Source organism: Vibrio sp. Vb0349 (genome assembly GCF_033338975.1).
The window spans coordinates 68,940-92,164 of record NZ_JAWOTS010000005.1 but is presented as its reverse complement, the minus strand read 5'-3'; the positions used below and the strand labels follow the sequence as shown (position 1 = coordinate 92,164).

Sequence of the window (23,225 nt, the reverse complement as noted above, 5' to 3'; positions counted from 1 at the left end):
TTAGAACCTCATTGGAGGTCGACGACGATCACCTCGGCTTGATGATTCTCCATCCATAGCATTGCCAAGAACAACTTGGTCGCCCTCCTTCAAACCTGAGAGAATTTCTGCGTTCACTTTGTTGTTAATACCCACAGTCACGGGCTTTTGCACCACTTGGCCCTGTTCAAGCACTGGCACGGTATAGTTGCCTTTGCCGCCAGATTTTTGCAGGACTTGTGAAGGGACAATCAAGGTATTTTCCGATTGCTCAAGGACAATCGAAACTTGCGCAGTCATGCCGATGCGCAAAATACCTTGCGGGTTCTTCACATCAAATACAGCGTTGTAGTAAATGGCGTCGCTATCTGAAATGCTCAGATCGCTGTCATCGCCATCCATGATGGTTGGCCCCGGCTCAATGGCGCGCAATGTGCCTTTAAACTGCTGATTCGGTTTGCCTAAAATGGTGAACAGCGCCGTTTGGCCTGGGTGAACAAAAATCACATCGGCTTCCGAAATTTCGGCTTTCACCGTCATCGTATCTAACTTGGCTAACTCGATAATAGTTGGCGTGGTTTGATTGGCGTTCACGGTTTGTCCTTCTTCCACCGCGGTGTAGACCACCGTGCCATCCATCGGTGCGTTAATGGTGGTGTAACCGAGATCTAACTGCGCATTGTCGACGTTGATTTTGGCTTTCTCGATTTCGGCATCCAGTTGCGCTAACTCGGCTTTGTAGATGGCGAGCGTCGCTTCAGCATTCTCGTAATCAGCTCGTGAGCTCGCTTTCGCTGCCAACATGCCTTTTTGGCGCACGTATTCATAGTTTGCTTGTTTAATCTGCGCTTGCTTAGCCTGGTACTGAGCGTTGAGACTATTAAGAGACGCTTGGGCTTCTTTGAGGCTGTTTTGCTGAGTCAGGCTGTCAATCTGTGCAATCAAGTCCCCCTGTTTGATCTCATCCCCTAAGTTCACAGCGAGGCGTTGAATTTGCCCAGATACTTGCGCACCTACATTCACCAATTTGGACGCTTGCAACATGCCGTTGGCTAATACCGCCTTTTCGATATTGCCTTTGCGAACGACTTCTGTCGCGTAAGGAGAAATGGGTTCTGAACGTTGCAGATAATGATAACCACCAGCACCAATAGCGAGTAGGCCACACAAAACGAGCCATTTTTTATTGAGTTTCATAGCAGGAGTGAAGTAAATAATAGTTTTGATTTTATACTGCTATTTGTCTTAGCCGTACAGGGTACGAGACGTAAAGATAGGTAAATTAACGTCAAGATACTGAAGGAATAACATCACTAACGTGAAAAATCCGAGATATTATAGTCACTTCAAAACTTTATCATTCAATAAATATAACAAAGATCATTTTTAATATAGAAATTCAAGTTATAAGTATTATAAACAAAACTTTTAAATACCAAAAAACCAGTAAAATCTAAGCTTATTCAATATGCCATCCATTTAAATTTCATTATGGTCATTTTGATGATTGAATTTAAAGAGGAGTTAAGTGGCAAGTTAAATAAAAAATACCCACATAACACAGGTAAGACCGAGAGGAGTGTGTCATGTGGGTTTAAAACGATAGTTCTCTTGCTGATTCGAACTACCAACGTTGGGATGCAATGGAAATACAAATGACTCAGAGTTTCCATCACGGACACTTTATCGCTGGATTTGCCTCTGTTTGTTAGGGAACAGTCAGCACAATAAAAATAGAGAAGTAATACCGCAAAAATAAAAATAGGGGCTCTGAGTTTAATTTACACGTAAAATAACCACTATATTCACGCCATGAAGCATTAATAAATTCAACAATAAATATTTATTAAGTTAAATTTACTTATTGTCAGCACACTGTTAGTTTTACTCTTAAATGCACTGGTCAGATTTGTTTATTTTACTGATTTTCGTTGCAATACAACTTCTAATTAATTCATGAGAAAAACATGCAGCGACAATTAACTCTTTCACCGATTTATTTATTAATCGGGTTAGCCTCCTCGACGGCGTATGCCGGTGGTTTTCAAATTAACGAACATTCTGCGACGGGTCTTGGCCGTGCTTTTGCTGGTGATGCCGTCATTGGTGATAATGCGTCTGTAATCAGCCGCAACGCCGCAGCGATGACGCTGTTTAAACAAAATGCCTTATCGTTCGGTGTCACTTACGTCAAACCTGACGTTACCGTTAAAAATGCGCAATATCATCGAGCTAACATTAATGCGGATGTCAATGTTGGTATGGGTGGTTTTCCTCCGTCCCCTCAAGTTGACATTACCCCGTCCTTCTCTCAAACCGTGACCGACATTGATGACGTCGATGGCGTTGGTCAACCAGCCGTTGTACCCAATTTTTACTTTATTCACCCTATCAACGACGACTGGTATCTAGGCTTATCGGCATATTCCAACTTCGGAACCGACATGGAGTTTAAACCAAACTATGGCGCACCTGTTTTTGGCGGTGTCACCAGCGTAGCGAGTGTCAACCTTAGCGCAAGCTTGGCATACAAGGTGAACGATCGTTTTAGTATCGGTGGTGGTATTGATGTGATTTACGGCTCTGGTGAGCTGTACCGCGATATGGACGTGGGTTTTTGCGTTGGTGGGAACATACTTGGAAACGAACTAGAACAACGCTGTGGATCCGTAAAAGGCAACGCACTTGATGTGGAAGCCGGCGGCATTGGGCTTGGTGCGAATATTGGCATGATGTACGAGTTTAACGAACGTCATCGCTTAGGTTTAAGCTACAAGCACAGCCCTAATATCGATGCCAAGGGTGACATCCACTTTGCTGGCGAATCGTACGACTCACTTGCTATGCCGCTACCGGATATTGCGGAGTTTTCCGGTTATCACCGCGTCTTACCTAAATTTGCCCTGCACTATTCTGTGCAGTGGATTGGTTGGTCAGCATTTGACAGCTTGAAAGCTGATGATCAGTTGCTAAAAGATTTTCAGTGGCAAGACTCCGCGCACTACTCCATCGGTGCGACTTGGTACGCCAATGAACGTTGGACACTACGCACGGGTTACATGTTCGACAAAACACCTGTCGATGAGCTGACTTCGCTTTCTATCCCAGATTCGAACCGTCACTGGTTATCTGCGGGTGCCTCTTACCAATGGTCATCAGATACCACGGTTGACATCGGCATGACGTACTTGATTGGTGAAGATGTCAACGTAGAAGAGTACGCGTATGAAGGTGTTCCTGCACCGATGGTAACGGGCGTAACCCATTCAAATGCGTTCCTAATTGGTGCCCAACTCAGCCACCGTTTCTAATTTGTCAGGCAGTGATCAAACCTCTAGGTCATTGCCTTGTAACAACGCTTATCAAAGCGACCGAACAGAGACATTATTATGAACAAAACACTACTTGCTTTTTCACTCTCACTTCTCACTCTAAGCGCAGCTCAGGCTTCGGAATGGGGCTATGGCAATTACAAACACGGGCCAGAACACTGGGGAGAAATCGCCAAAGACTGCGCAACCACGAAAAACCAAAGCCCAATCAACATCGACAACCCAGCCGATGCAAAACTGGAAGCACTGAACCTTTCGTACACTGGTCAGGTCATTGGTTTAACCAACAATGGTCATACGCTGCAAGCGCAAGTGAACGGACGTAACAGCTTCACCATCGATGGCGAGACGTTCGAGCTGCAACAGTTCCATTTCCACACACCTTCAGAAAACCAAATCAAAGGCCGCCAATATCCACTTGAAGCGCACTTTGTACACGCCAACGCAGACGGCGAGTTGGCGGTAATTTCGGTGATGTTTGATGCTGGCGATCAAAACGCAGCACTGTCTAAACTGATCAACGCAATCCCACAAGAGAATCAAACCACGTTCTTTAAAGATACGTTTGAGATTAACGACTTACTGCCAAAAACTGCAAACTACTATCGATTTAACGGCTCTTTAACCACACCGCCATGTTCAGAAGGTGTGCGCTGGTTTGTGCTTAAAGACACTCAAACCTTATCCAAAGATCAAGCCGCGAAACTTATGGAAGTCATGGGACAAAACAATCGTCCGCTACAACCGTTAAATGCGCGCGTTGTACTTTCTAACTAATCGCCAAATCCGATAAGGGGCATCGTATTTGCCCCTTATTTTGATTCGCTCTAACCTCACTTCGTTACAGGCCCCCCAATGAAAACTCCATCTGTTCTGTCACTCTTACTCTCACTCGCCCCGACATTCGCCTTCTCTCATAACCTTTCTGTCGGTCAAACCACCCCTTCCGTCAGCATTGATACCGATGGCGAAATGACGCTGCAAGGAGACGATGTGGCTTATCAACCTTGGGCAACTCAGCAGATGTTAGGCAAAATCCGTGTGATACAAGCCATTGCAGGTCGTAGTAAAGCCAAAGAGATGAACGCGCCGCTGATGTCAGCAATCACTGCCGCTCACTTTCCTGAAGATCAGTATCAGACCACAACCGTGATCAACCAAGAAGACGCCATTTGGGGAACCGGTACATTTGTTAAATCGTCGGCAGAGGACAGCAAAAAGACATTCTCTTGGTCTTCCATGGTGTTAGACAAGAATGGCGTATTAGCAACAACTTGGGATCTGCAGCAAGAAAGTTCTGCGATTATCGTACAAAATAAACAAGGTGAAATTTTATTCGTGAAAGAAGGGGCTTTAACTCAAGACGAAGTCACACACGTCATCGAACTGATTAAACAGAATATCTAAACCTAAGGTAAGGAAAAGCTATGAAACTGTTCAACACCATCGCACTCTGTCTTTTAGCGGCTGTAGCCTCTTTCCAATCGGTTGCAGGAGACAACGATTGGGATAAGATTGCAGATAAGACCGTCAGTTTTAAATCGGAAACCGACACAGTCAATCCACTGTCACCATTTGCTAACGCTCGTTTCAGCCACATAAAAATCAAATGTACGCAAGGTACGGTCGATCTGAAAAGCGTTAAAGTAATCATGAAAGATGGTCAGGAAAAGACGTTCGACAGTTTAGGGGTTCTGACTAAAGGCATGTCATCAAGAAGCTTAAGCCTACCAACAAAAGATAACGCGAAGTTAGACAAAATCGAGTTGAACTATGAATCGGTTGGCAGCACTGCGCTGCAAGTCGCGGGGGTGACTAAAAAAGCGCAAGTGGAAATCTTAGGTAAGAAAATCGACGAGTAAGCGATGGCTCAACGAGCTCACCCAAACTAAAAACAGCGGCACTAGGCCGCTGTTTTCATTAAAAAATCGTCATGGATAACTAAATGAATTTCTTCAGCTTCGCCAAACCATAAGCGGCGATGGTGACACAATCTTTGATCGTGCCGTCGATCATCATCTGTTCGAACTCCTCAACAGAAAAAGCGCGAGTGATCAAATCCTCTTCTTCACTGTCGAGTTGATTACCCACGTCCGTTAAATCAGTGGCGAAGTAGACGTGACATGTCTGATTCAAAAAGCCGTATGCGATAAACTGCGCGCCGACATACGCCATAGCGCTCGCCTGCATGCCCGTTTCTTCACGCAGCTCGCCTTTGGCAAGCTCAAGATGATCCGCATCTGGGTTTGATTCCCACGCCCCTTGTGGGATCTCCCAACAACGTTGACCTACGGTGTAACGGTACTGCTGAACCAAGTGAATCATCCCGTTATCGATAGCCAGAATCGCAGCACAATCAGGTTTGTCGACCACACCATAGATACCCTCTGCGCCGCTCGGACGTAAAATTTTGTCCTCACGCACCGTCATCCACTTATTCTGGTAAACGACTTTGCTGTCTAGCTGTTTGATGTCTGACATGGTTATTCCTTGATTTTTCTGAGGGTTACTGCGGAATAATACCGGATTCGGTTACGCCACCAAAATGTTCTTTAGTTCACTCAAAGACTCAACGGTGTAATTTGGTGCGATACGCTCATCGACGCTTGCGCCTGTGGTATTTAACCAGCAAGTTTCAATACCAAAATTATTACCACCCAGAATATCGGAATGAAGGTTGTCACCCACCATCAGTACGCGCGTTTTGCATGGGTTGCCCATTTGCTGCATCGCGTATTCAAAAATACCTAAGTCCGGTTTTGCTACGCCCACTTGTTCAGAGATCACCACTTTATCGAAGTACTCAGTCATCCCTGTGCGCTCAAGGCGAATCGCTTGCAACTCTGTAAAACCGTTGGTGATGATGCCCATTTTAGCTTTGCCTTGCAGCGCTTCCATCAGCTCTTTTGCACCTGGCAACAAGCTGCAAATATCGGCCATTGCTTCTAAAAATGCGCTGTTGAGATCTGCTGTTGTGGTATTCAACTTCTCAGCCCACTCGGTAAAACGCTTATGTTTTAGCTCATCTGCCGTTACTTTGCCGTCTTGGTAATCCACCCAAAGCGGTTTGTTTACGGTTTGGTAATGAGCAAAATCTTGTTCAGTAAAATCTACGCCTTTGCGAGAAAACATAAGCTGCAAACCTTTGAAAGCATCAAAGTGGAATAAGGTTTCGTCAGCGTCAAACAGGATCCAATCGTACTTCATTTTCTTCTTCCCAAAATCAAGGTCGTAATACTGGTGCATAGTCTAGATTGTTTTCTTCTTGAAGATAATCTCTATAATTGGAAATTAATTGTATCCTTGTGCTCAACAATAAATGCTTCACGATAATAGGAGATTGATGTGAACGCGATTGCCTCCCTGCCCGTTTTTGTTGCTGTTGTCGAATGCGGCAGCTTTTCCCTTGCGGCCAAACAGCTGAATCTGACGAAATCGGCGATCAGCAAACGCATCAACCAACTAGAAGACGATTTGGGCATTCGTCTCCTTAACCGAACTACGCGTAAGCTGAGCCTGACCGAAGCGGGAGAACGCTATTTTGAGTACGCTTCTCAAGCGCTCAATCTGGCCCAGCAAGGCGTAGACGCGGTATCTGAGCTGCAAGGCTCTCCACAAGGTCGGCTCAAAATTACCGTGCCGATGTCTTTCGGTGTACTGCATATCGCGCCTTTGATCAGCGAGTTTCTCGCTCGTTACCCGAAAATTGAAGTGGATTTAAACCTCGAAGACAAAATGGTCGATTTGGTTAAAGACGGTTTTGATTTGGGGATCCGTATTGGTGAACTCACCTCTTCCAATCTAATCGCAAAACGTCTCGCCCCTTGTAAAAGTGTGCTTTGTGCCTCGCCAGATTACTTAGCGGAGTTTGGAACACCACAAAAACCAAGTGATTTAGTCAGTCACAACTGCCTGCGCTACTCCTATTTCCGTGGCGGCGTCGAATGGATGTTCATCAACAATGGCAGCGAATACAAAGTGCTTCCAAAAGGAAACTTTATCGTCAATAACAGCGAAGCTATTCGCCAGTTGCTGTTAAGAGGTTCGGGCATTGCTCAACTGCCGACGTTTATTGCAGGAAGAGACTTTGCTGCAGGAAATCTAAAACCGGTGATGGAAGAGTATTCTCTACCAGAACACGCCATTTATGCGGTTTTTCCTGAGCGCAAGCACATGCCGTTGAAAGTAAGAGCCTTTATCGATTTTATCAGCGAAAAACTCGGCACAGATTTACCTTACTGGGATCGTTACAACAGCCCAGAAAAATAACCATATTGATGATAAGTGAGTGAGATTTCACTACTGACATGTTCTGACATTCCATCCGCGTAACCTTATTTGGAACTCAACAGGCAATCCGCCAAAACCAATAAGGAATCACAATATGGAAACCGTTATCGAAACTGTGCAATTTCGTCTAACCGCAGGCACAACAGAGCAAGACGTGATCGCTGCTGCCAAACAGTCACAAACGTTTGTGAAGAATCTGCCGGGCTTTTTGTATCGCTCACTCAGTCACGAAGCGACGGACGATGTGTGGACATACATCATTTACTGGCGTTCAATGGACGATGCAAAACAGGCGGGAAAACAGATTAAGCAAGCCGTTGAATTTCAGCCTCTGTTATCAATGATTGACTGCGAAAGCTTCGAGCTTAAACATCACAACTTAAAAATGTGCAGTGAGCTAGAGAAGTAATCAGCCACACTACCACTAACAACCAGTAGGTCTAGATAAGGAACATCATGAGCAAATCAGAACGACTGTTTGAGCTACTGACGCTTTTGCGCGCAAAGCGTTACGCCGTGACAGCGAAAGAGCTCGCAGAAAGAATGGAAGTTAGCGAACGTACGATTTATCGCGATATTCAGTCGTTGCTCAGTTCTGGTGTTCCGATTCAAGGTGAAGCAGGTGTCGGCTACCTGTTGCAAGCTGGCTCTCATCTGCCGCCTTTGATGTTCTCAGAAAAAGAGATGATGGCGCTTGAACTGGGCATGCGGATGGTTCGAGCCTGGTCGGATGTTGAACTCGCCGAAGCGTCTCACTCTGCGTCCACCAAAATACTTTCGGTATTGCCCGATAAGCTCAAACAACAAGTGGAAGATTGTCCGCTGATTGTGCCCGATTATCACACCCAATCCGAGACTGCCAAACGAGGGCAGCTTCTGCGCCACGCGATTGATCATCAGTTTAAGGTCAGTTTGGATTACCAAGATGAAAGCGGACAGGTGACCGAGAGAAAAATCCAACCGTTAGGCCAGTTCTTTTGGGGCAAAGTCTGGACGCTGGTCGCCTGGTGCGAATTGCGCGATGACTACCGCCAGTTCCGCCTCGACCGTATCCAAGCACTGCGTATGCACGATGAAGAGTTTCAGAGTGCGGAAACCAAATCTCTCAAACATTATATTGCGCAGTATGAATCGAAAGATTGAGTGTTTTTCATCCCTTCATCACAAGGATTCTAAATTGCTCTGCTCAATGCGCGATATTTGGAAAGGCACATTTGGGTTAAACTAATGTTTCATTTTTAACAGATGCACAACAAACCTAAGATCGTTAACTTAAGTAGCACGTCAACCACACCGGAGCGTGAAGCTATGAAAGTACTGATTCAATACACCCAAGCAGGGAAATATCGAGATCAAGCGTGGGAGTCTTTAACTCTTCGATCTAAAGGTGATATGCAGGCCGTTACCCCTTCTTATGCTGCCCAACTTATCGAACAAAGCAAAGCGACACTTGTGATGACAGAAGACGGACAGATCATCTTTCACTCCTAAATTCCATCAATCCTATGACGAAAAAGGCCTGCATTGCTGCAGGCCTTTGTATGAGTGAATTAAGAGTTATTTACTGGAAACTCACTGCCGTTGGTAGGCGATCAAGCATCTTGTAGTAATCACCAGCTACAGCGCCAATATCACCACGCAAATACGCTTGAATCATATTGAGATCTTTCAGCCAAAGTTCTTTGTCAGCATCTGAAGACGCCATGTACCCTGCGTACACATTGTCGACCGCGAACATCATGTCTTCGGCGTGATCGTTGTAAATCAAAAGCATCGCATCAGTGTAAGCTTCGAACGCTTTCAGCTCATCGTGCGCTTTACCACCTTTGTAGCTCAATGTGCCCGAAGTTGCATCGATGACCAAATCACCCGAAGTCACATTCGCTGTCGTAAAGTTGATGAAAGACTGGCTGAACGACAGCACACCTGCCGCGATATCCGCATCAATGGTTCGCTTCATTGCGTTGACCATTGGCGCATCCAGCAGCAATACAGGATCGTGGAACGCTGGGACAATCGCTGTTCGGAATGGCCCCCAAGCGCTATCGATGCTCTCTGCAACCTTGTTTAGTGTTGCATGCTCATAGCTATCTAGGTACGTTTTTAGATCGTAACCTTTGGACGTCACCAGTTGATTTGCGTAGTCGTAAGCCAGCTTGTTTGCTTTTGTTGCCACAAACTTCTCGCCGTCGATAACAAACTCAACCTTGTCACCCGCGATAATACCGTAGCGGTCTTGTTGCTTCGTAAACGTATCAAACTGAGATTGACCACGAGTCTTCACTGTGTAGTCGTAAGACTTCATTTGGCGCACACCCATTCTCAAGATGACATCGCCAACACGTCCGCGACCTTCTGCGCCAATATCAAGGAATCTTGCAATACCACGAGGCATTGGTGGTAGGGACTCCATTTGCTCAGTGATGTGTAGGTTCACGGTAACACCTTTTAGATTGGTGTATTCCTTACCGTCTTTACCCACCAATTTAACTGGCGTATTTAACGCATCATTTGCCACGATGTTGCCCATGATGTCTTCGTATTCAGCTTGCACCCCAGGGATATCAAGCAGCGATGCAAAGCTCACCTCATCGGTAAAACGGTTCGAGAATCGACGTGCTAAGAAGTGGCTCGCAAGCGCTTTGTCTGGCCAGTTACCCAACACAGACACCGCATTTGACCAAGGGTAATCCGGGTCAAAGCTACCAATTGAGTTTAGGAAGCGTCCATTCGCAGTTTCCGCAACAGCTATATAGCCCTCATCTGAATCTTCGATAAAGCGTGCTGCCAAATCATCAAAACAGCTGGCTGTTGAAAGATCGTAATCAGCCGGAATTTGGTGTGAGTTGTTGTCTAACAGTTGACCAAAAGAAATCACTTTTTGGTTGCCTGCCGCATTTTCTATCACACATTGATGCTCTGGTGTGCGCAAGATATCAAGGAAGAACGCCGCGGATTTTTTCGCCCCATTCGCATAATCACAGAACCATGAGTTATCGGCTTTGCCTTCGCTACAGTATTGAGGGTTTGAAGCAATGCGCAATAAGAAGTCACCCGGCTTATCCGTTGACGAAGTGTAACCCAGATTGGTGTACAGGTTATCGATGCGCTCAAGATCTTCCATCTTGTCACGGATAGCGCTCATTTCCATGTAACGGCGCACTAAGTAACCAGGATAATCGGACGAGAATAATCCCGTAGTCCCATATAACTCCAAGTTGCGTCGATCATAGCTATCGAGATAGTTCTGCCACTCGTAAGAAACAATTTCTTCTAGGTTTGTACCTTCGTCAAAACGGTTACAGTCGCTGTTTAGAGAAACGTTCCCATCGGTACAGAAATCGTAAGACTTACGCTCAATTTCATTCACTTTATCTAGGTAGTAAAGTGCGCCATAACGAGTTTTCGCATTCAGTTCTGGATCATCAGACAACGCAGCGATATCGAATCGGCTAAAGTCACAGTTGTAGAGTGATTTGCCTTTCTCGTCCCCCGTTAGCGCCTTCACTTCAGAACACACCATCAGCGATGTGTTGTCTGGATTGTTGCCAAACTTGTATGCAAAGCTTTGTTGGTAGGCTTGCTGATCAGCGAGGTAACGAGCATATGCCGCTTTGTCTTCATCGCTCGCACTGTCTGCCGGTTTCGCAACAGGTGCAGGAGCTGAACCTGAAGAATCTTGAATCGTCTCGACTTTACGGCCGTAGCCGAACTTAAACGCCGCAATGTCGTACAGACCCCAAGTTGGCGTTTCATCCAACATGCTTGGTGCGTAGTCCATCGTCGAACTGTAAGCAGGAATGTTGTTCAAACCAAGTTGATGCGCTTGCTCTAGCGTGTAGTAGTTCGCTTTGTCATTTGAGCCTTTAAAGTTATGGCGCAGACCCATGTTATGACCAAGCTCGTGAACAAGCGTATTGCTGTAAGTCGCAACCGTAATCGCATCTGCGGCTTTCACTTGCAACTCTTTTGGTAGGTATTTCCAACGCTTAAGCTGACGCGATACTTCGTTACCTGCGTCATCGAGTTTGATCTCAAAGTAACGCTCGTCATCCAACTTCAAGTTGTCCAACATGGCCTTGTTGGTTGAAGAAACCCACGACGCTTCGATTGGATAAACGTTGTTCTCTGCCCAGAAAGACAAACGGTTCTCTTCAGCTTCAACCACCTTTTCAAACTCCATGTCATCATTGAAGTTTTTCATTAGCTGAGTTGGGCTCTTCGTCGCTGCTTTTCCAGAAACGATGTCTTCTTTTGAAACGAGCGGCGCATGAATGTTTTCATCCGATTTCAGGCTCGCCATCGCCGCCATTGTAGAAAGCGCTTCAATTCTATCCGCAACTTCTGTTTTCACAGATTCGCTGCTGGTTGGCAATGGATCTAAGCCATCTAAGTCCAGTTGATTACGATTATAGAAACGCGCCAGGTTATCCCAATAGAAAGGCACACCCGTTCTTGCAACGCCTGCGTATTGGTTCACGTGGCCTTTGATGATTTCCCCCGTCATCGGGTTAGAAACCGACGGGCCATAGCCAAGCAGACCGTTCGCTAGAGGCTCGTCAATCAGGTTAATCACGTTGTAACGCAGATCACCTGGGTGAATACCAGCCGCTTTGGTTTTGTTCACAATCTCGATTTCAGGCTTGCCTGCATCCGCCCCAAATACATTCAGCGCGTGGTTCATCTTGTCGATCGATTGCAGCGTTGCATCCAAGAGCAACTTGTTCTTCTCTTCAAAGAAATTGTCGCTCAAGTAATATTTGATAGAGCCTTGATCTGGGTTGAAACGATTGAGGTAAACCACATCACGGTCGTATTTATTCGTGACTGGGTTAAGCTTTTTCGTCGACGTGGTGAAGAAACCAATGTCGTTCTCATCACCCACTGGGTACAAGATCGGTTGGTAACCTTCGGTTGCCACTTCACTTTCGTGCACTAACGAATAGTAGAACCGAGATTTAAACGCGCCATCCACAAGCGCTTCATCCAAGCTCGCTTTCGTTGCAAAGTTGATGTAATCAGAAATATTATCTAAATCGATACGGAACGTGCGCTCTAGCTCGAAATTGAGAAGACCGTTTTTAGGGTCAAAGTCCCACGAGATCAATCGTGGTGCGCCAATTTCATCAATGCCTTCGGTAATGCCATACAGATCTTCCATATTGAATTCTGCAATTTCGAGATCTTCAGGACGAGGAGTGAAGTGGGTTTTCTTCTTGTAGTTTAGGCTTGCGTCTTCGTTGGTTTCTTCTTTGTTGGTGCAATCACCATGCGCGTCTTCTTGACAGCGATACGCCGCAAAGTCACCCGGAATCGTCAGCACTTGCGCGAAGTTAACGCCGTCGTCGTCTGCGACAAATTTCTCTTCACCGCAGTAGTTATTAGCATCTTTGCTTAGATGTGCGTCTGGGTAGTTTTTATCGTAACTGCGAACTTCCAGACCTTCTTTGGTAAAACAAAGCTCAACGTAACGAGGTGAACCTTGCAAGAATGGGAATTGGTTAAGAGCAAAGCGTGGAGCGGCACCAGTCGTCGGAACGTAAAACCAACGACCGTCTTTAAGATCTTTTACTGCGACTTCTTTTGCATCTCTTTCGACATAGTCATACGCCTGATCATCTGCGCCACAGCCTGCAAGTGCGGCCGTTATTGCTGACACCAGAGTCAATTTTTTAAACATTATTTGGATATCCTTAATTGTTGTTATTTTCCTAGAAGGAGTAAGTCACTGTCACGATGTAAGACGCTTTCTCTTGATCCAACAAATCGATGTTGCCCAAGGTGCCTCGCTCTGCATCTTGATAGAAACCCGTTGATGATGCCGCGAGTAGCAATGACCAGCTTTCATCAAACTCGTATGTGCCGTACAACGCCCCCTCATACTGCCAACTGCTTCTGCGCGTACCTTGATAACTGATGCTGTTACCACCTAACGCCGTAATCCCCACTGCGAACGATTCCCACGACTTTTCCGCAACAGCAAACAACGAGTAAGTCCACTCAGTCAGCGAGCGTCCACCCATGGTTTTGTATTCGTGGAAATTTTTTCTCAGTCTTGGCGAAACCGAAAAATCGACGCTCCAAGCTGAAAAAGAGATCGGCACATCTAAACGAACCGCGGTGTGCAGTTCATCTTTACGAGATGTTTCTGAAGTTGGAATGGTGAGCTGACCCGCAACGCCGATTTTCCCTGTATCTCCAAAGCGATATAGGTTCGTGTATTGCAAGCCCAACACCGAATCTGTCGCGTAGGTGCCGACTTCATCTTCTAGGGCACGATAGCCCCCCGTAGAAAAATAGGCTTTTGTGTCGCTCGAAAAGGAATAAACGAGATCGCCTCCCCACGAGAAATTGCGGACAGAACGGTAGTCGTCTTTATCGTAAATGTTTGTATCGTAAGATAGGTAAACGGCCCCACTAAACTTACAAACAATACAGGACGTATCTCCTTCATTTTGTGTAGATTCAGGCGTGCTAGTGCTATCAATTACACTCGTTTCCACCGCGAATGATGGCGCTGAAAACAGCGTACCCAACAACATTGCAAGCGGCGTCATCATCCACTTTGTTGTGTGCTGCATGTTTTGAAACTTCCATGAGAATTAAGTTTATTAGAATAAACTTAAAGACAAACAGATTATTGGGATGAAATTCCATAAAAATTCAGATAATCAACCCCAATAAACCTATCAACCATAAAATTACTCTTATGGTTAAATCCTTATTTAATTTTTTAATACTATTTATCTGAGTATTGTCGCGTTCTACTTTGCTTAAAAACGCACTTTAAAATGACTTTTTATAAACAAAGCCACTCACCACAACATTAAAGAAGCAGCAAAGCAACGCCATTAAAACAAAAGTTAAAAGACAATTACTATCAACAACTTAAAATCAACAAAAACAGTTAAAATGAATGAATCAAAATGTATAAGTTAAAATACAATAAAAATATAAGAACATCATTCCGTTTAATTTTAGTCGTTATTGTATTGAGAAAGTTTAATTTTCAATTTCTAAAATTGGTGGGATACACACAAGAGAAATCATCAAAACCATCCGTTGTTAATAATGAATTTCGCATTTAAAACAAAAGATAGAAACAAGATCAAATTCATGTTTTCTAATATATCGATTCAACCTTTCACAAGTTTGAATAGAAAATCAAACCTTTAGTCAATCTAAAAACAACAAAACATTCACCAAGTGAATAATTAAAAGATAAGTCAAAACTAAATAGCACATACGGTCAGCATATTTGTGAATTACTATTCATTAATTATTTTTTTATAAATTAAACATTAATGTGAGCAATTTCACACAATTACGCTACATACAACATAAAGCAAACGAAATTTAAGTGTTTACTGACCCAAAACGTGTCGATAGAACAGAGGTTAAACATCGAGCTGAAACACGTATTTCCCACCAAAATTTATTATACATAGCAGTGAGTTACCCGTATCCAAGCGGTTAAAATGCGTACTGATGTGACTCATTTTTGAGAGAGGAACATAAGAAGAGCAAAAGCACTAAAAGAGGATAATGCGATTTGAATAACCAGTGCTTCAAACCGCACTTATGAACTTATGCAGAGAAAGAAAAACTATCCGTTACTGTTGAATGGTTTTATGACCACAGTTTTCGCAGATCAAGTGACGTTCAAATTCATCCATAGAAGCAAGGAAGGCGCCGAACACTACACTTTTGAGAAAGCCAGCGATGAACTCTTTCTTGTTGCGATTTTTATCGCCTTCAAAGCCACTTTTTTTTCTAACTAACACCACGACATGATGCGTTTCTACCCCACATGTAGGGCACATGAGGACTTCTGTCTTGTTCGACATCTTAGACTCCTTGACGAATTATCCCTTTCTGATGGCATGATTCTCTTACGCCTGTAAAGCGAGTCATCATGCCATCACTATCGATTCTTACTCTTCTTCGTTGAGACGACGAATCAACTTCGCTGGTGTGCCTCCGTATAGACAATCTGGCGGCACATCATAGTTAACGACTGAATTCGCCGCAATTACTGAGCGAGCACCTATCGTCACACCTTGGTTAATGACCGAATTTCCGCCAATCCACACATCATCTTCAATCGTGATGGGTTTACAAAACGTTTCCCAACGTCGGCGACTTCGGTAATCAACAGAATGAGAAGCGGTATACAATTGCACGCTCGGGCCAATGAGCACGTTGTTCCCGATGGTAATTTTGGCACCATCGAGCATGACCACGTTCATGTTGATAAAGGTTTCTTCGCCGATTTCGATGGTTTTACCGAATTCGCAATGGAAAGGGGCTTGAACAATGCAAAGACCCACTTTGCCAAACAGCTGTTTTTGCAATTCGTCGCGCTTACTTTCGTCAGTGTTGTTATTGAAGGCGCGCAGGGCAAGAGTCGCTTGAGTTCGAATGGCGTCAATTTCTTTGTCCATGCCATCAAATACTTGGCCGGACATCATTTTTTCTAGTTCGGTCATTGGAAAATTCCTACTACTTTAGACCAAACACACAGTACGCGAATTGCACAAGAAAAAAAGAGAAAAGCCTGCACTTTTCTCTTTCCTATTTTGCTATTTTTTCATTCTGCGGAGGGTATCGATTTACACGATTTCCCAGCTGTGTGTCATTTCGACACCTTTGCCAAGCATTAGGCAAACCGAGCAGTATTTTTCTAGCGAGTCAGCCGCCACTTTTGCTACGACTTCTGGGTCAAGCTCGTCACCTGACACTTCAAAGTGGATATTCACTTGCGTAAAGATACGTGGCGCGGTTTCACGACGCTCAGTGGTTAGCTTAGCGTTAACAGATACCACCTTTTGGCCTGCGCTTTTCAAACCATCAACAACATCGACAGAGCTACAGCCACCAGCAGCCATTAGTACCATTTCCATTGGGCTTGGTGCGGTTGCACCACCATTGCCATCCATCACTACGGAGTGGCCCGACTGAGATTGCCCAAGGAATTTAAAATCTTCTATCCATTTAACTTCAGCTTGCATGATTTACCTCATTTAGCATCGCTTATTCAAGGCATCGTTGCCCTTACTAGCGGTGTGTTTCTTGTCGATACTTTAGCTCTATCGCATAAAAGGGCAACGGAATTTTCAACATTACTGTAATTTTTTCGCTCGGTTACCTTTCTCTATACGTAACACTTTTTATTTAAGTAACACTTTCTACAAAAATAACGATGAGGTAGCTATGAAGAATATGTCTAAGTTATTGGCCGGTTTCTCCTTCGCACTTCCAGTCTTGTTTCTACTATTGAGTAAAACAGGTACCGCCGATACGATGGATAAGCTGAAGGCTTCAGAGAATACAAGAATCGCAACGCTAGCTGGCGGTTGTTTCTGGTGTACAGAATCGGATTTAGAGCAACTGCCCGGCGTAATCGATGTTGTATCAGGTTATTCAGGTGGTCATATTGAAAACCCGACTTACCGCCAAGTCTCTTCTGGTAAATCTGGTCATATTGAAGTGATTGAGGTGAAGTACGATCCTGCTGTCGTGAACTACGAGCAAGTGCTGGACTACTTCTTCCGTCATATCGACCCTACCGACGATAAAGGTTCATTTGTTGACCGTGGTCCTCAATACCGTCCAGCGATCTTCTACCATAATGCGGAGCAAAAGCAGATTGCTAAGCAGTTTATGATGGAAATCGACAAGGCGATGATCTATCCAAAACCGTTGAAAACAGAGCTGATCGAGTTTGAAAAGTTTTACCCTGCGGAGTCGTACCATCAGGATTACTACAAGAAGAGTAGCTTGAAGTACAAATACTACCGCTACGCATCAGGTCGCGATAAATATCTCGACGAAGTATTTGGTGAAGATCGAAAAGAAAGTCCTAAAACACTTCGACAGTTGATTGAAGAAAAAAAGCTGCTTTCGAAAGTGAAAGCGTACAGTAAACCTGCTCAGTCTGAAATCAAATCAAACTTAACAGAGCTACAGTATTACGTGACGCAAGAAGAAGGCACGGAGCGTCCGTTTGATAATGAATACTGGGACAACAAAGAAGCGGGAATTTATGTGGATATTGTGACCGGTGAACCGCTATTTTCTTCTACTGATAAATACAAATCTGGCACAGGTTGGCCAAGCTTTACTCGACCAATTAACCCGGGTTACATCGTGGAGAAAACCGATTATAAACTGCTCTACCCTAGAACGGAGATCCGCAGTAAGTTTGGTGATTCACACCTAGGTCATGTGTTTAAAGATGGTCCGAAGCCGACGGGATTGCGCTATTGTATGAACTCTGCTGCGATGAAATTTGTACCTGTGAACAAGATGGCGAGTTTAGGCTACGGCGATTACCTGTACCTATTTGATAAGTAGTTTTAACCAAATTAGGAGTGAACATTCAGCGCGATGAAAGGTTTTAAATCCAACCTTCCCATGAAAGTCTGTCCGGTCTGTCAGCGCCCATTTTCTTGGAGAAAGAAGTGGGCGCGAAATTGGGAGGAAATCGTTTATTGTTCTGAGCGTTGCCGAAGAAATAAATCAACGAAAACGTAGGTCACTCCGACCCTCTCTGGAGTATGTTATTTCATTTGTATTAACGTTTGTACGCGTTCTCTTACCAAGGTAATAACGTCCCATCATAAGCCCAAAACGCCCCGCTATCTTGCGGGGTTGCTTTTTCTATCAAGCCTAATAAATCCTTAGCAACTCGCTCTGGCGTGAACAACTTTCCCTTTGGGACATTGGTTTGAAAAGGTGCCGACAAAGCGGTATCTGTGGTGCCAGGGTGAAGTGAAAGCACCGTGCCATGTTTGACCACTCTTTGCCATTCGATCGACATGGTTTTTAGGAACATGTTTAATGCGGCTTTCGATGCTCGATAGCTGTACCAACCACCTAACTGATTATCGCTAATGCTGCCAACTTTGGCCGAAATGGTCGCAAACTTGGGTGCAGTACTGCGCTTTAGCTTGGGCGTGAAGTATTTCGCCAACAGCAAACTTGGCAAAGTATTAACCGTGATGGTTTGCTGAAAGAAGTCTGCGTCGAGCGAGCTAAGATTCTTCTCAGGACCTTTCTCTTGGGTGTGCAACATACCAACACAGTTCACCAACCAATCGACGTGTTCAATCTGCTCACTGAACGCTTTTACCTGCTCGTCTTGCGATACATCCACTTGATGCCAAACGACATTTGGGTGTTGCCAATCTGGTTGCTGCTTACGATAAGTGGCATGCACGCGAGCTTGAGGAAACCGAGCTGCGGCTTCTCTCACCATCGCCAAACCAATTCCACCATTGCCACCGACGATGAGTATTTCCATCACAAGTTCTCCACGTTTTCTATGTAGTGCTCTGCGGTATCAAGAATCGCTTGGCGTTGTTGTTCTTCCATGTTGTCCCAAGAGCGGAAAATCATCCCGATTCGTGGATTGGCTGCGAGGCGCTTGTCGTGTTTGTTCATAAAGCGCCAATAAAGGCTGTTAAACGGACACGATCCTTCCCCACTCCTCGCCTTATTGTCGTAATGGCAACCCTTACAGTAGTCGCTCATTTTGTTGATGTAAGAACCACTCGCCGCGTAAGGTTTGGTGCCAACAATGCCGCCATCCGCAAACAATGCCATGCCACGTGTGTTCGGCATTTCGACCCATTCAATCGCATCAACATAGATACCGAGATACCACTCATCCACTTGGTCTGGATCTATCTCGGTTAGCAAACAAAAGTTACCTGTGACCATCAAACGTTGGATATGGTGTGCGTAGGCATAATCGAGGGATTGACCAATCGCATTGCGCATACAGGCCATTTTGGTTTCGCCATTCCAAAAGAAGTCTGGCAGCTTTCTGTCTGCGCCCAACTCGTTCTTTTGTGGGTAATGAGGCATATTCGCCCAGTAGACGCCTCGGATGTACTCTCGCCATCCCAAGATTTGGCGAATAAACCCTTCGACTTGAGAAATGTCGATATCTGCGTTGGAGTGAAATGCCTTGAGTGAAGCATCAATGACTTCTCTCGGGTGCAGCAATTTGCTGTTGAGCGAGAATGAAATTCGGCTGTGATACAGGCTCCACTTAGCATCGTGCTGACCTGTCATGGCATCTTGAAAACGTCCGAATAACGGCAAACAGACTTGGCAGAAATGCGCGAGTAAAGAGAGGCTTTGCGCGCGATTAATCGGCCACAACAAGTCCCCTTCAAGATTTCCGATGGTTTTGATGTCATGTCGTGCCAGCCGCTCAATAATGCCGTGGATGTCAGTACTGAACATCAAAGGTTGTGGCAGTTGTTCAATGTCTTTGGCTTTGAGCTTGTTGCGATTATTGGCATCGTAATTCCATTTTCCGCCGACGGGCTTTCCGTCTTGCATCAAGATGTCGAAGCGCTTGCGCATACGGCGGTAAAAGTGCTCCATCATGATGTGTTTACCTTGAGGAAACTGCGATTCTATTTCCTCAAACGGCAACAAAAAATGTTCCGAGTCGACACAACGCGTCACGACCCCATCAAGCTTTAGTTTGGCTAACTGCTCCAGAAGACGGTATTCATCCGGGCGTTGATATTCAAACTTACTTGCACCAACTTCACTCGCGTAGTGTTGCAAGACTTGCTCAAGATCGTCGAAGGATTGTGTGTCATCCAACGTGAGGTGCAGAACTTGGTGACCTTCACTCAGACGCTCTTTCGCAAACTGTTCCATTGCGGAAAAGAACGCACACACTTTCTGAATATGATGCGTGACGTAAGTATTCTCTTGCTTGAGCTCCGCAATCAGGTAAAGCACTTGCTCATCCGGTTGCTGAAACCAAGAGTGCTCACTGTTAAGTTGATCGCCCAAGATCAATCGTACGGTTTCAAATTGCATTACGGTTTCTCCGATGACGAAGCTTTGTCACTGCTGCCCATCACAATCGGCCAATCGACCATGTCTACACTATCCAAATGCGCGCCAGGACAACGACCTTGCCACCTATCGATGAACTCCATGTGCGGGTCGTACATTTCGGTTTGCTTTTCGAGGTTGAATTGTCGTGAACCACGCGGATCAGCACCAACGCCTGCTAAGTATTGCCAATTTCCCCAGTTTGATGCCACATCGTAATCGACCAGTTGTGACTCAAAGTACGCCGCGCCATAACGCCAATCGAGGCCAAGCTCATGCACCAAACAACTGGCAACTAACTGTCTGCCACGATTCGACATATAACCCGTTTCATTAAGTTGGTGCATACACGCATTGACGATAGGAAATGGCGTTTCACCTTTCTTCCATTGTTGAAAACGGTGCGCGTAAAAGCTGGTGAGTGGTGCTCGATTTTGGATGCCACCGAATCGGAAGAGCTGTCGCTTGTGTCGTCGGGCATACCAATAAAAGTATTCACGCCAAAGCAGTTCGAAGTAAATCCAGTAGGTTGAATCATTTGCACCATTCTCCGCTTCATAACGTTTCAACATGGCATAAATAGTTTTCGGAGAAACGCACCCATGAGCTAACCAAGGAGAGAACTTGGTGGAGTAATCCATGCCATCTAAACCGTTGCGTGTTTGTTTGTATTCACTGGCTAGTGTGGAAGCAAAATACTGGCGACAATGTTCAAGCCCGCGGCTTTCTCCACCATGAAACGCAGCTTTTGCGTCAAAGTAATATGCAGTAACGGAAGGAAGATTCACACCTAAAGGAATTGGAGGTAACGAACGGATACTCTCGTGGGGCCGAGAGATGTCTAAACCTTCAACTTGCTTTCTAAACTGCGTGAAAGTGGTAGGCAGATTGCTCAAGTCAAATGGCAGTTGTTCTTCCCTTAACAGGGTCCGGATTGCTTGCTGTTTTATTTTTACATGAGACGCGCCTTCAACTGCGCGATCTAACGCTTGTTGCTCATCCGAACCGGGAAAGGCGTCAGCATATATATGTGTGACGCCGAAGCGATTAACAGCATACTTGATTGCTTGATCGGGCGTTAGTTCAACCGCCCATAATCGCTGACCAAGGTGATTCAAAGATTGATTGAGTTCACTAAGCGATGAGTCGAGAAACTGCAATTTCGCGCGCCCGAAAGAGGCTTCCTGCGCAAAGTGATGCAAGTAAGGCGTCATTGAAGGGTAGCAATACAAGCAAATTAACTCGTCCATTTCTACACTGGCGCTTTTCAACAGTGGGTTGTCGTGCAATCGCAAGTCGTTCGTGAACCAATAAAGTCCTATTTTCTTTTTCAATTCGCACCCTCAGATGTTAATTCTTCGTCTACGAGTTCTTTTCACGGAGACCCTGACGTTAAGCCTTTTGATTTACTTGCTTTTATACGAAAACGAGAGTTTGACGATCATTAGGTTACTAACGTTCACACGGAATCCATTTGCTGGATATCTCAAAACACGCAATACCACCAAATGCCTGTACATGTTTCATACTGATATTTTATAAAATTTGAATCCAACGGTATTGATCACGATCTTAATCACTCATTTTCTATATAAACCATGCAAAAGTGATAAAAATTAAAGCGACATTAGTTAATATCCGTTAATCTAAGCCCAATCCCATTTTGCTAGTACCATCGCAGAAATGACCGACGAGTTTAAGAAATCAACCGCTAATTTAAAAAAAGCGGTCCCACTGATGATCAAAAACCATGTTGCTGCCACGCCAGCCAACTACGCGCTTTGGTATACCTACGTTGACAAGACCATTCCAGAACTCAACTTTGAGTTAGACACGGTGTTAGAAAACTACGGTATTTGCCCGCCAGCAACCAATAAACAGCTTTACAACAACTATGTGGCCAGCAAAGCAGAAACCAGCCTTGAAGATCTTAGAACCAATGTAGAAGTTCTGCTACATGAAGTATCCAGTTCAATGAGCGATACAATTTCAGATACTTCCTCCTTTTCTGAGATGGTAGACAAAAGCTTTAATAAACTGGAAAAAGTTGAGGACAATAGCCTAAGCATTGAAGAAGTGATGGTAGTGATTCGTCAACTTGTCGCAGAGTCACACGAAATTCGTCACTCAACAAAGTTTTTGAATAGCCAATTGACTAACGCGAGTGAAGAAATTTCTCGCCTCAAAAACCAACTGGCTGAAGTACAGCAAGATGCGTTGTTCGATGGTTTGTCAAACCTATACAACCGCCGAGCATTTGACAAAGATCTCTCTTCACTTATTGCATCAAATCAGGCAATGACCTTGATCATGCTTGATATCGATCATTTCAAATCATTTAACGACAATTACGGGCACCTTTTTGGCGATACAGTATTAAAAGCCATTGCCCGCCGGCTACAACAAAGTTGTCGAGATGGGATATGTGCGTACCGTTTTGGTGGTGAAGAATTCGCGTTAATTGTACCTAACAAATCTCTGCGAATTGCTCACCAATATGCAGACACACTACGCCGGATGATAGAAAAACTGCGTATCAGAGATAAGCGCTCAGGCACACAAGTTCACAGCATTACCGCTTCTTTTGGGGTAGCAGAGTTTGAGCCTGGTGATACGCCTGAAGCCTTAATCAATAAAGCCGATAAACAGCTTTATGAAGCAAAACAACTCGGTCGTAACCGCGTGATGCCAATTTAAATAAACTGGCTAAGCGAAAACGACTTTTATGATGAAAAAGAAAACCCCGCGCTGTAAAGT

22 protein-coding genes are annotated in these 23,225 nt (G+C 44.8%); 11 read left to right on the top strand and 11 right to left on the bottom strand.

Annotated elements, in window-relative coordinates; genetic code table 11:
• On the bottom strand, positions 1-1,176 hold the full coding sequence (locus R7Q47_RS08160) for an efflux RND transporter periplasmic adaptor subunit (RefSeq protein WP_140327275.1): 1,176 nt from the start codon (positions 1,174-1,176) through the stop codon (positions 1-3).
• A gap of 770 nt (positions 1,177-1,946) precedes the next feature.
• Here R7Q47_RS08160 and R7Q47_RS08155 point away from each other — a divergent pair.
• The 4 genes from R7Q47_RS08155 (at position 1,947) to R7Q47_RS08140 (ending at position 5,173) form a co-directional block, all read left to right on the top strand.
• The gene (locus R7Q47_RS08155) at positions 1,947-3,290 is read left to right on the top strand and encodes an OmpP1/FadL family transporter (protein ID WP_258474734.1); all 1,344 of its coding nucleotides are present in this window, start codon (positions 1,947-1,949) and stop codon (positions 3,288-3,290) included.
• 78 nt (positions 3,291-3,368) lie between these two features.
• Positions 3,369-4,088: a carbonic anhydrase gene (locus tag R7Q47_RS08150; RefSeq protein ID WP_137282850.1), complete on the top strand. Its 720-nt coding sequence runs from the start codon at positions 3,369-3,371 to the stop codon at positions 4,086-4,088.
• Positions 4,089-4,166: 78 nt separating this feature from the next.
• Positions 4,167-4,718, top strand: a complete 552-nt coding sequence (locus tag R7Q47_RS08145) for a YtfJ family protein (RefSeq protein ID WP_086047559.1) — start codon at positions 4,167-4,169, stop codon at positions 4,716-4,718.
• A 20-nt stretch (positions 4,719-4,738) separates the two neighbouring features.
• On the top strand, positions 4,739-5,173 hold the full coding sequence (locus tag R7Q47_RS08140) for a hypothetical protein (protein WP_005480927.1): 435 nt from the start codon (positions 4,739-4,741) through the stop codon (positions 5,171-5,173).
• Positions 5,174-5,252: 79 nt separating this feature from the next.
• Here the strand turns inward: R7Q47_RS08140 and R7Q47_RS08135 are convergent, their stop codons facing one another.
• Both R7Q47_RS08135 and yjjG read right to left on the bottom strand, forming a co-directional pair.
• Entirely contained in the window at positions 5,253-5,792 is a 540-nt protein-coding gene (locus R7Q47_RS08135) for an NUDIX domain-containing protein (protein WP_017635078.1), read from the bottom strand.
• A gap of 51 nt (positions 5,793-5,843) precedes the next feature.
• Positions 5,844-6,518: a pyrimidine 5'-nucleotidase gene (yjjG, locus tag R7Q47_RS08130; protein ID WP_005374109.1), complete on the bottom strand. Its 675-nt coding sequence runs from the start codon at positions 6,516-6,518 to the stop codon at positions 5,844-5,846.
• A 138-nt stretch (positions 6,519-6,656) separates the two neighbouring features.
• On the opposite strand from yjjG, the gene R7Q47_RS08125 reads away from it, so the two are divergent.
• The 4 genes from R7Q47_RS08125 (at position 6,657) to R7Q47_RS08110 (ending at position 9,092) form a co-directional block, all read left to right on the top strand.
• A complete protein-coding gene (locus R7Q47_RS08125) occupies positions 6,657-7,580 on the top strand; it encodes a LysR family transcriptional regulator (protein ID WP_005384329.1) in 924 nt (307 codons plus the stop codon).
• A gap of 115 nt (positions 7,581-7,695) precedes the next feature.
• Positions 7,696-8,010, top strand: coding sequence for a hypothetical protein (locus tag R7Q47_RS08120; protein WP_005384326.1), 315 nt, complete (start codon positions 7,696-7,698; stop codon positions 8,008-8,010).
• 47 nt (positions 8,011-8,057) lie between these two features.
• Positions 8,058-8,744: a helix-turn-helix transcriptional regulator gene (locus tag R7Q47_RS08115; protein ID WP_005374113.1), complete on the top strand. Its 687-nt coding sequence runs from the start codon at positions 8,058-8,060 to the stop codon at positions 8,742-8,744.
• A 165-nt stretch (positions 8,745-8,909) separates the two neighbouring features.
• Entirely contained in the window at positions 8,910-9,092 is a 183-nt protein-coding gene (locus R7Q47_RS08110) for a hypothetical protein (protein ID WP_005393690.1), read from the top strand.
• A gap of 70 nt (positions 9,093-9,162) precedes the next feature.
• Here R7Q47_RS08110 and R7Q47_RS08105 read toward each other — a convergent pair whose 3' ends face one another.
• The 5 genes from R7Q47_RS08105 to R7Q47_RS08085 all read right to left on the bottom strand — a co-directional run bounded on the left by R7Q47_RS08105 (position 9,163) and on the right by R7Q47_RS08085 (position 16,612).
• Positions 9,163-13,281, bottom strand: coding sequence for a M66 family metalloprotease (locus R7Q47_RS08105; RefSeq protein ID WP_248486010.1), 4,119 nt, complete (start codon positions 13,279-13,281; stop codon positions 9,163-9,165).
• A gap of 31 nt (positions 13,282-13,312) precedes the next feature.
• Positions 13,313-14,182, bottom strand: a complete 870-nt coding sequence (locus R7Q47_RS08100; protein WP_005384146.1) for a hypothetical protein — start codon at positions 14,180-14,182, stop codon at positions 13,313-13,315.
• Positions 14,183-15,214: 1,032 nt separating this feature from the next.
• Positions 15,215-15,448 carry a hypothetical protein gene (locus R7Q47_RS08095; protein WP_005393681.1) on the bottom strand — a complete coding sequence of 78 codons (234 nt, stop codon included), beginning with the start codon at positions 15,446-15,448 and terminating at the stop codon, positions 15,215-15,217.
• Between the two features lie 87 nt (positions 15,449-15,535).
• The gene (locus tag R7Q47_RS08090; protein WP_213987151.1) at positions 15,536-16,090 is read right to left on the bottom strand and encodes a sugar O-acetyltransferase; all 555 of its coding nucleotides are present in this window, start codon (positions 16,088-16,090) and stop codon (positions 15,536-15,538) included.
• 123 nt (positions 16,091-16,213) lie between these two features.
• Positions 16,214-16,612 carry an OsmC family protein gene (locus tag R7Q47_RS08085; protein ID WP_213987152.1) on the bottom strand — a complete coding sequence of 133 codons (399 nt, stop codon included), beginning with the start codon at positions 16,610-16,612 and terminating at the stop codon, positions 16,214-16,216.
• A 202-nt stretch (positions 16,613-16,814) separates the two neighbouring features.
• On the opposite strand from R7Q47_RS08085, the gene msrB reads away from it, so the two are divergent.
• Positions 16,815-17,957 carry a peptide-methionine (R)-S-oxide reductase MsrB gene (gene msrB / locus R7Q47_RS08080; RefSeq protein ID WP_005374134.1) on the top strand — a complete coding sequence of 381 codons (1,143 nt, stop codon included), beginning with the start codon at positions 16,815-16,817 and terminating at the stop codon, positions 17,955-17,957.
• Positions 17,958-17,990: 33 nt separating this feature from the next.
• Positions 17,991-18,137: a DUF2256 domain-containing protein gene (locus tag R7Q47_RS08075; RefSeq protein ID WP_005374142.1), complete on the top strand. Its 147-nt coding sequence runs from the start codon at positions 17,991-17,993 to the stop codon at positions 18,135-18,137.
• A gap of 61 nt (positions 18,138-18,198) precedes the next feature.
• Here the strand turns inward: R7Q47_RS08075 and R7Q47_RS08070 are convergent, their stop codons facing one another.
• Genes R7Q47_RS08070 through R7Q47_RS08060 form a run of 3 tightly spaced genes read right to left on the bottom strand, consistent with a single transcriptional unit; the run spans position 18,199 to position 21,802 of the window.
• On the bottom strand, positions 18,199-18,906 hold the full coding sequence (locus R7Q47_RS08070; protein ID WP_213987153.1) for an SDR family oxidoreductase: 708 nt from the start codon (positions 18,904-18,906) through the stop codon (positions 18,199-18,201).
• Positions 18,906-20,450 carry a cryptochrome/photolyase family protein gene (locus R7Q47_RS08065; RefSeq protein WP_213987154.1) on the bottom strand — a complete coding sequence of 515 codons (1,545 nt, stop codon included), beginning with the start codon at positions 20,448-20,450 and terminating at the stop codon, positions 18,906-18,908. Before R7Q47_RS08065 ends, R7Q47_RS08070 begins: the two co-directional genes overlap by 1 nt.
• Positions 20,450-21,802, bottom strand: coding sequence for a DASH family cryptochrome (locus tag R7Q47_RS08060; RefSeq protein WP_031778851.1), 1,353 nt, complete (start codon positions 21,800-21,802; stop codon positions 20,450-20,452). Before R7Q47_RS08060 ends, R7Q47_RS08065 begins: the two co-directional genes overlap by 1 nt.
• Positions 21,803-22,151: 349 nt before the next feature.
• Between R7Q47_RS08060 and R7Q47_RS08055 the strand changes: the two genes are divergently transcribed.
• Positions 22,152-23,165: a GGDEF domain-containing protein gene (locus R7Q47_RS08055; RefSeq protein WP_318088909.1), complete on the top strand. Its 1,014-nt coding sequence runs from the start codon at positions 22,152-22,154 to the stop codon at positions 23,163-23,165.
• Positions 23,166-23,225 lie beyond the last annotated feature (60 nt).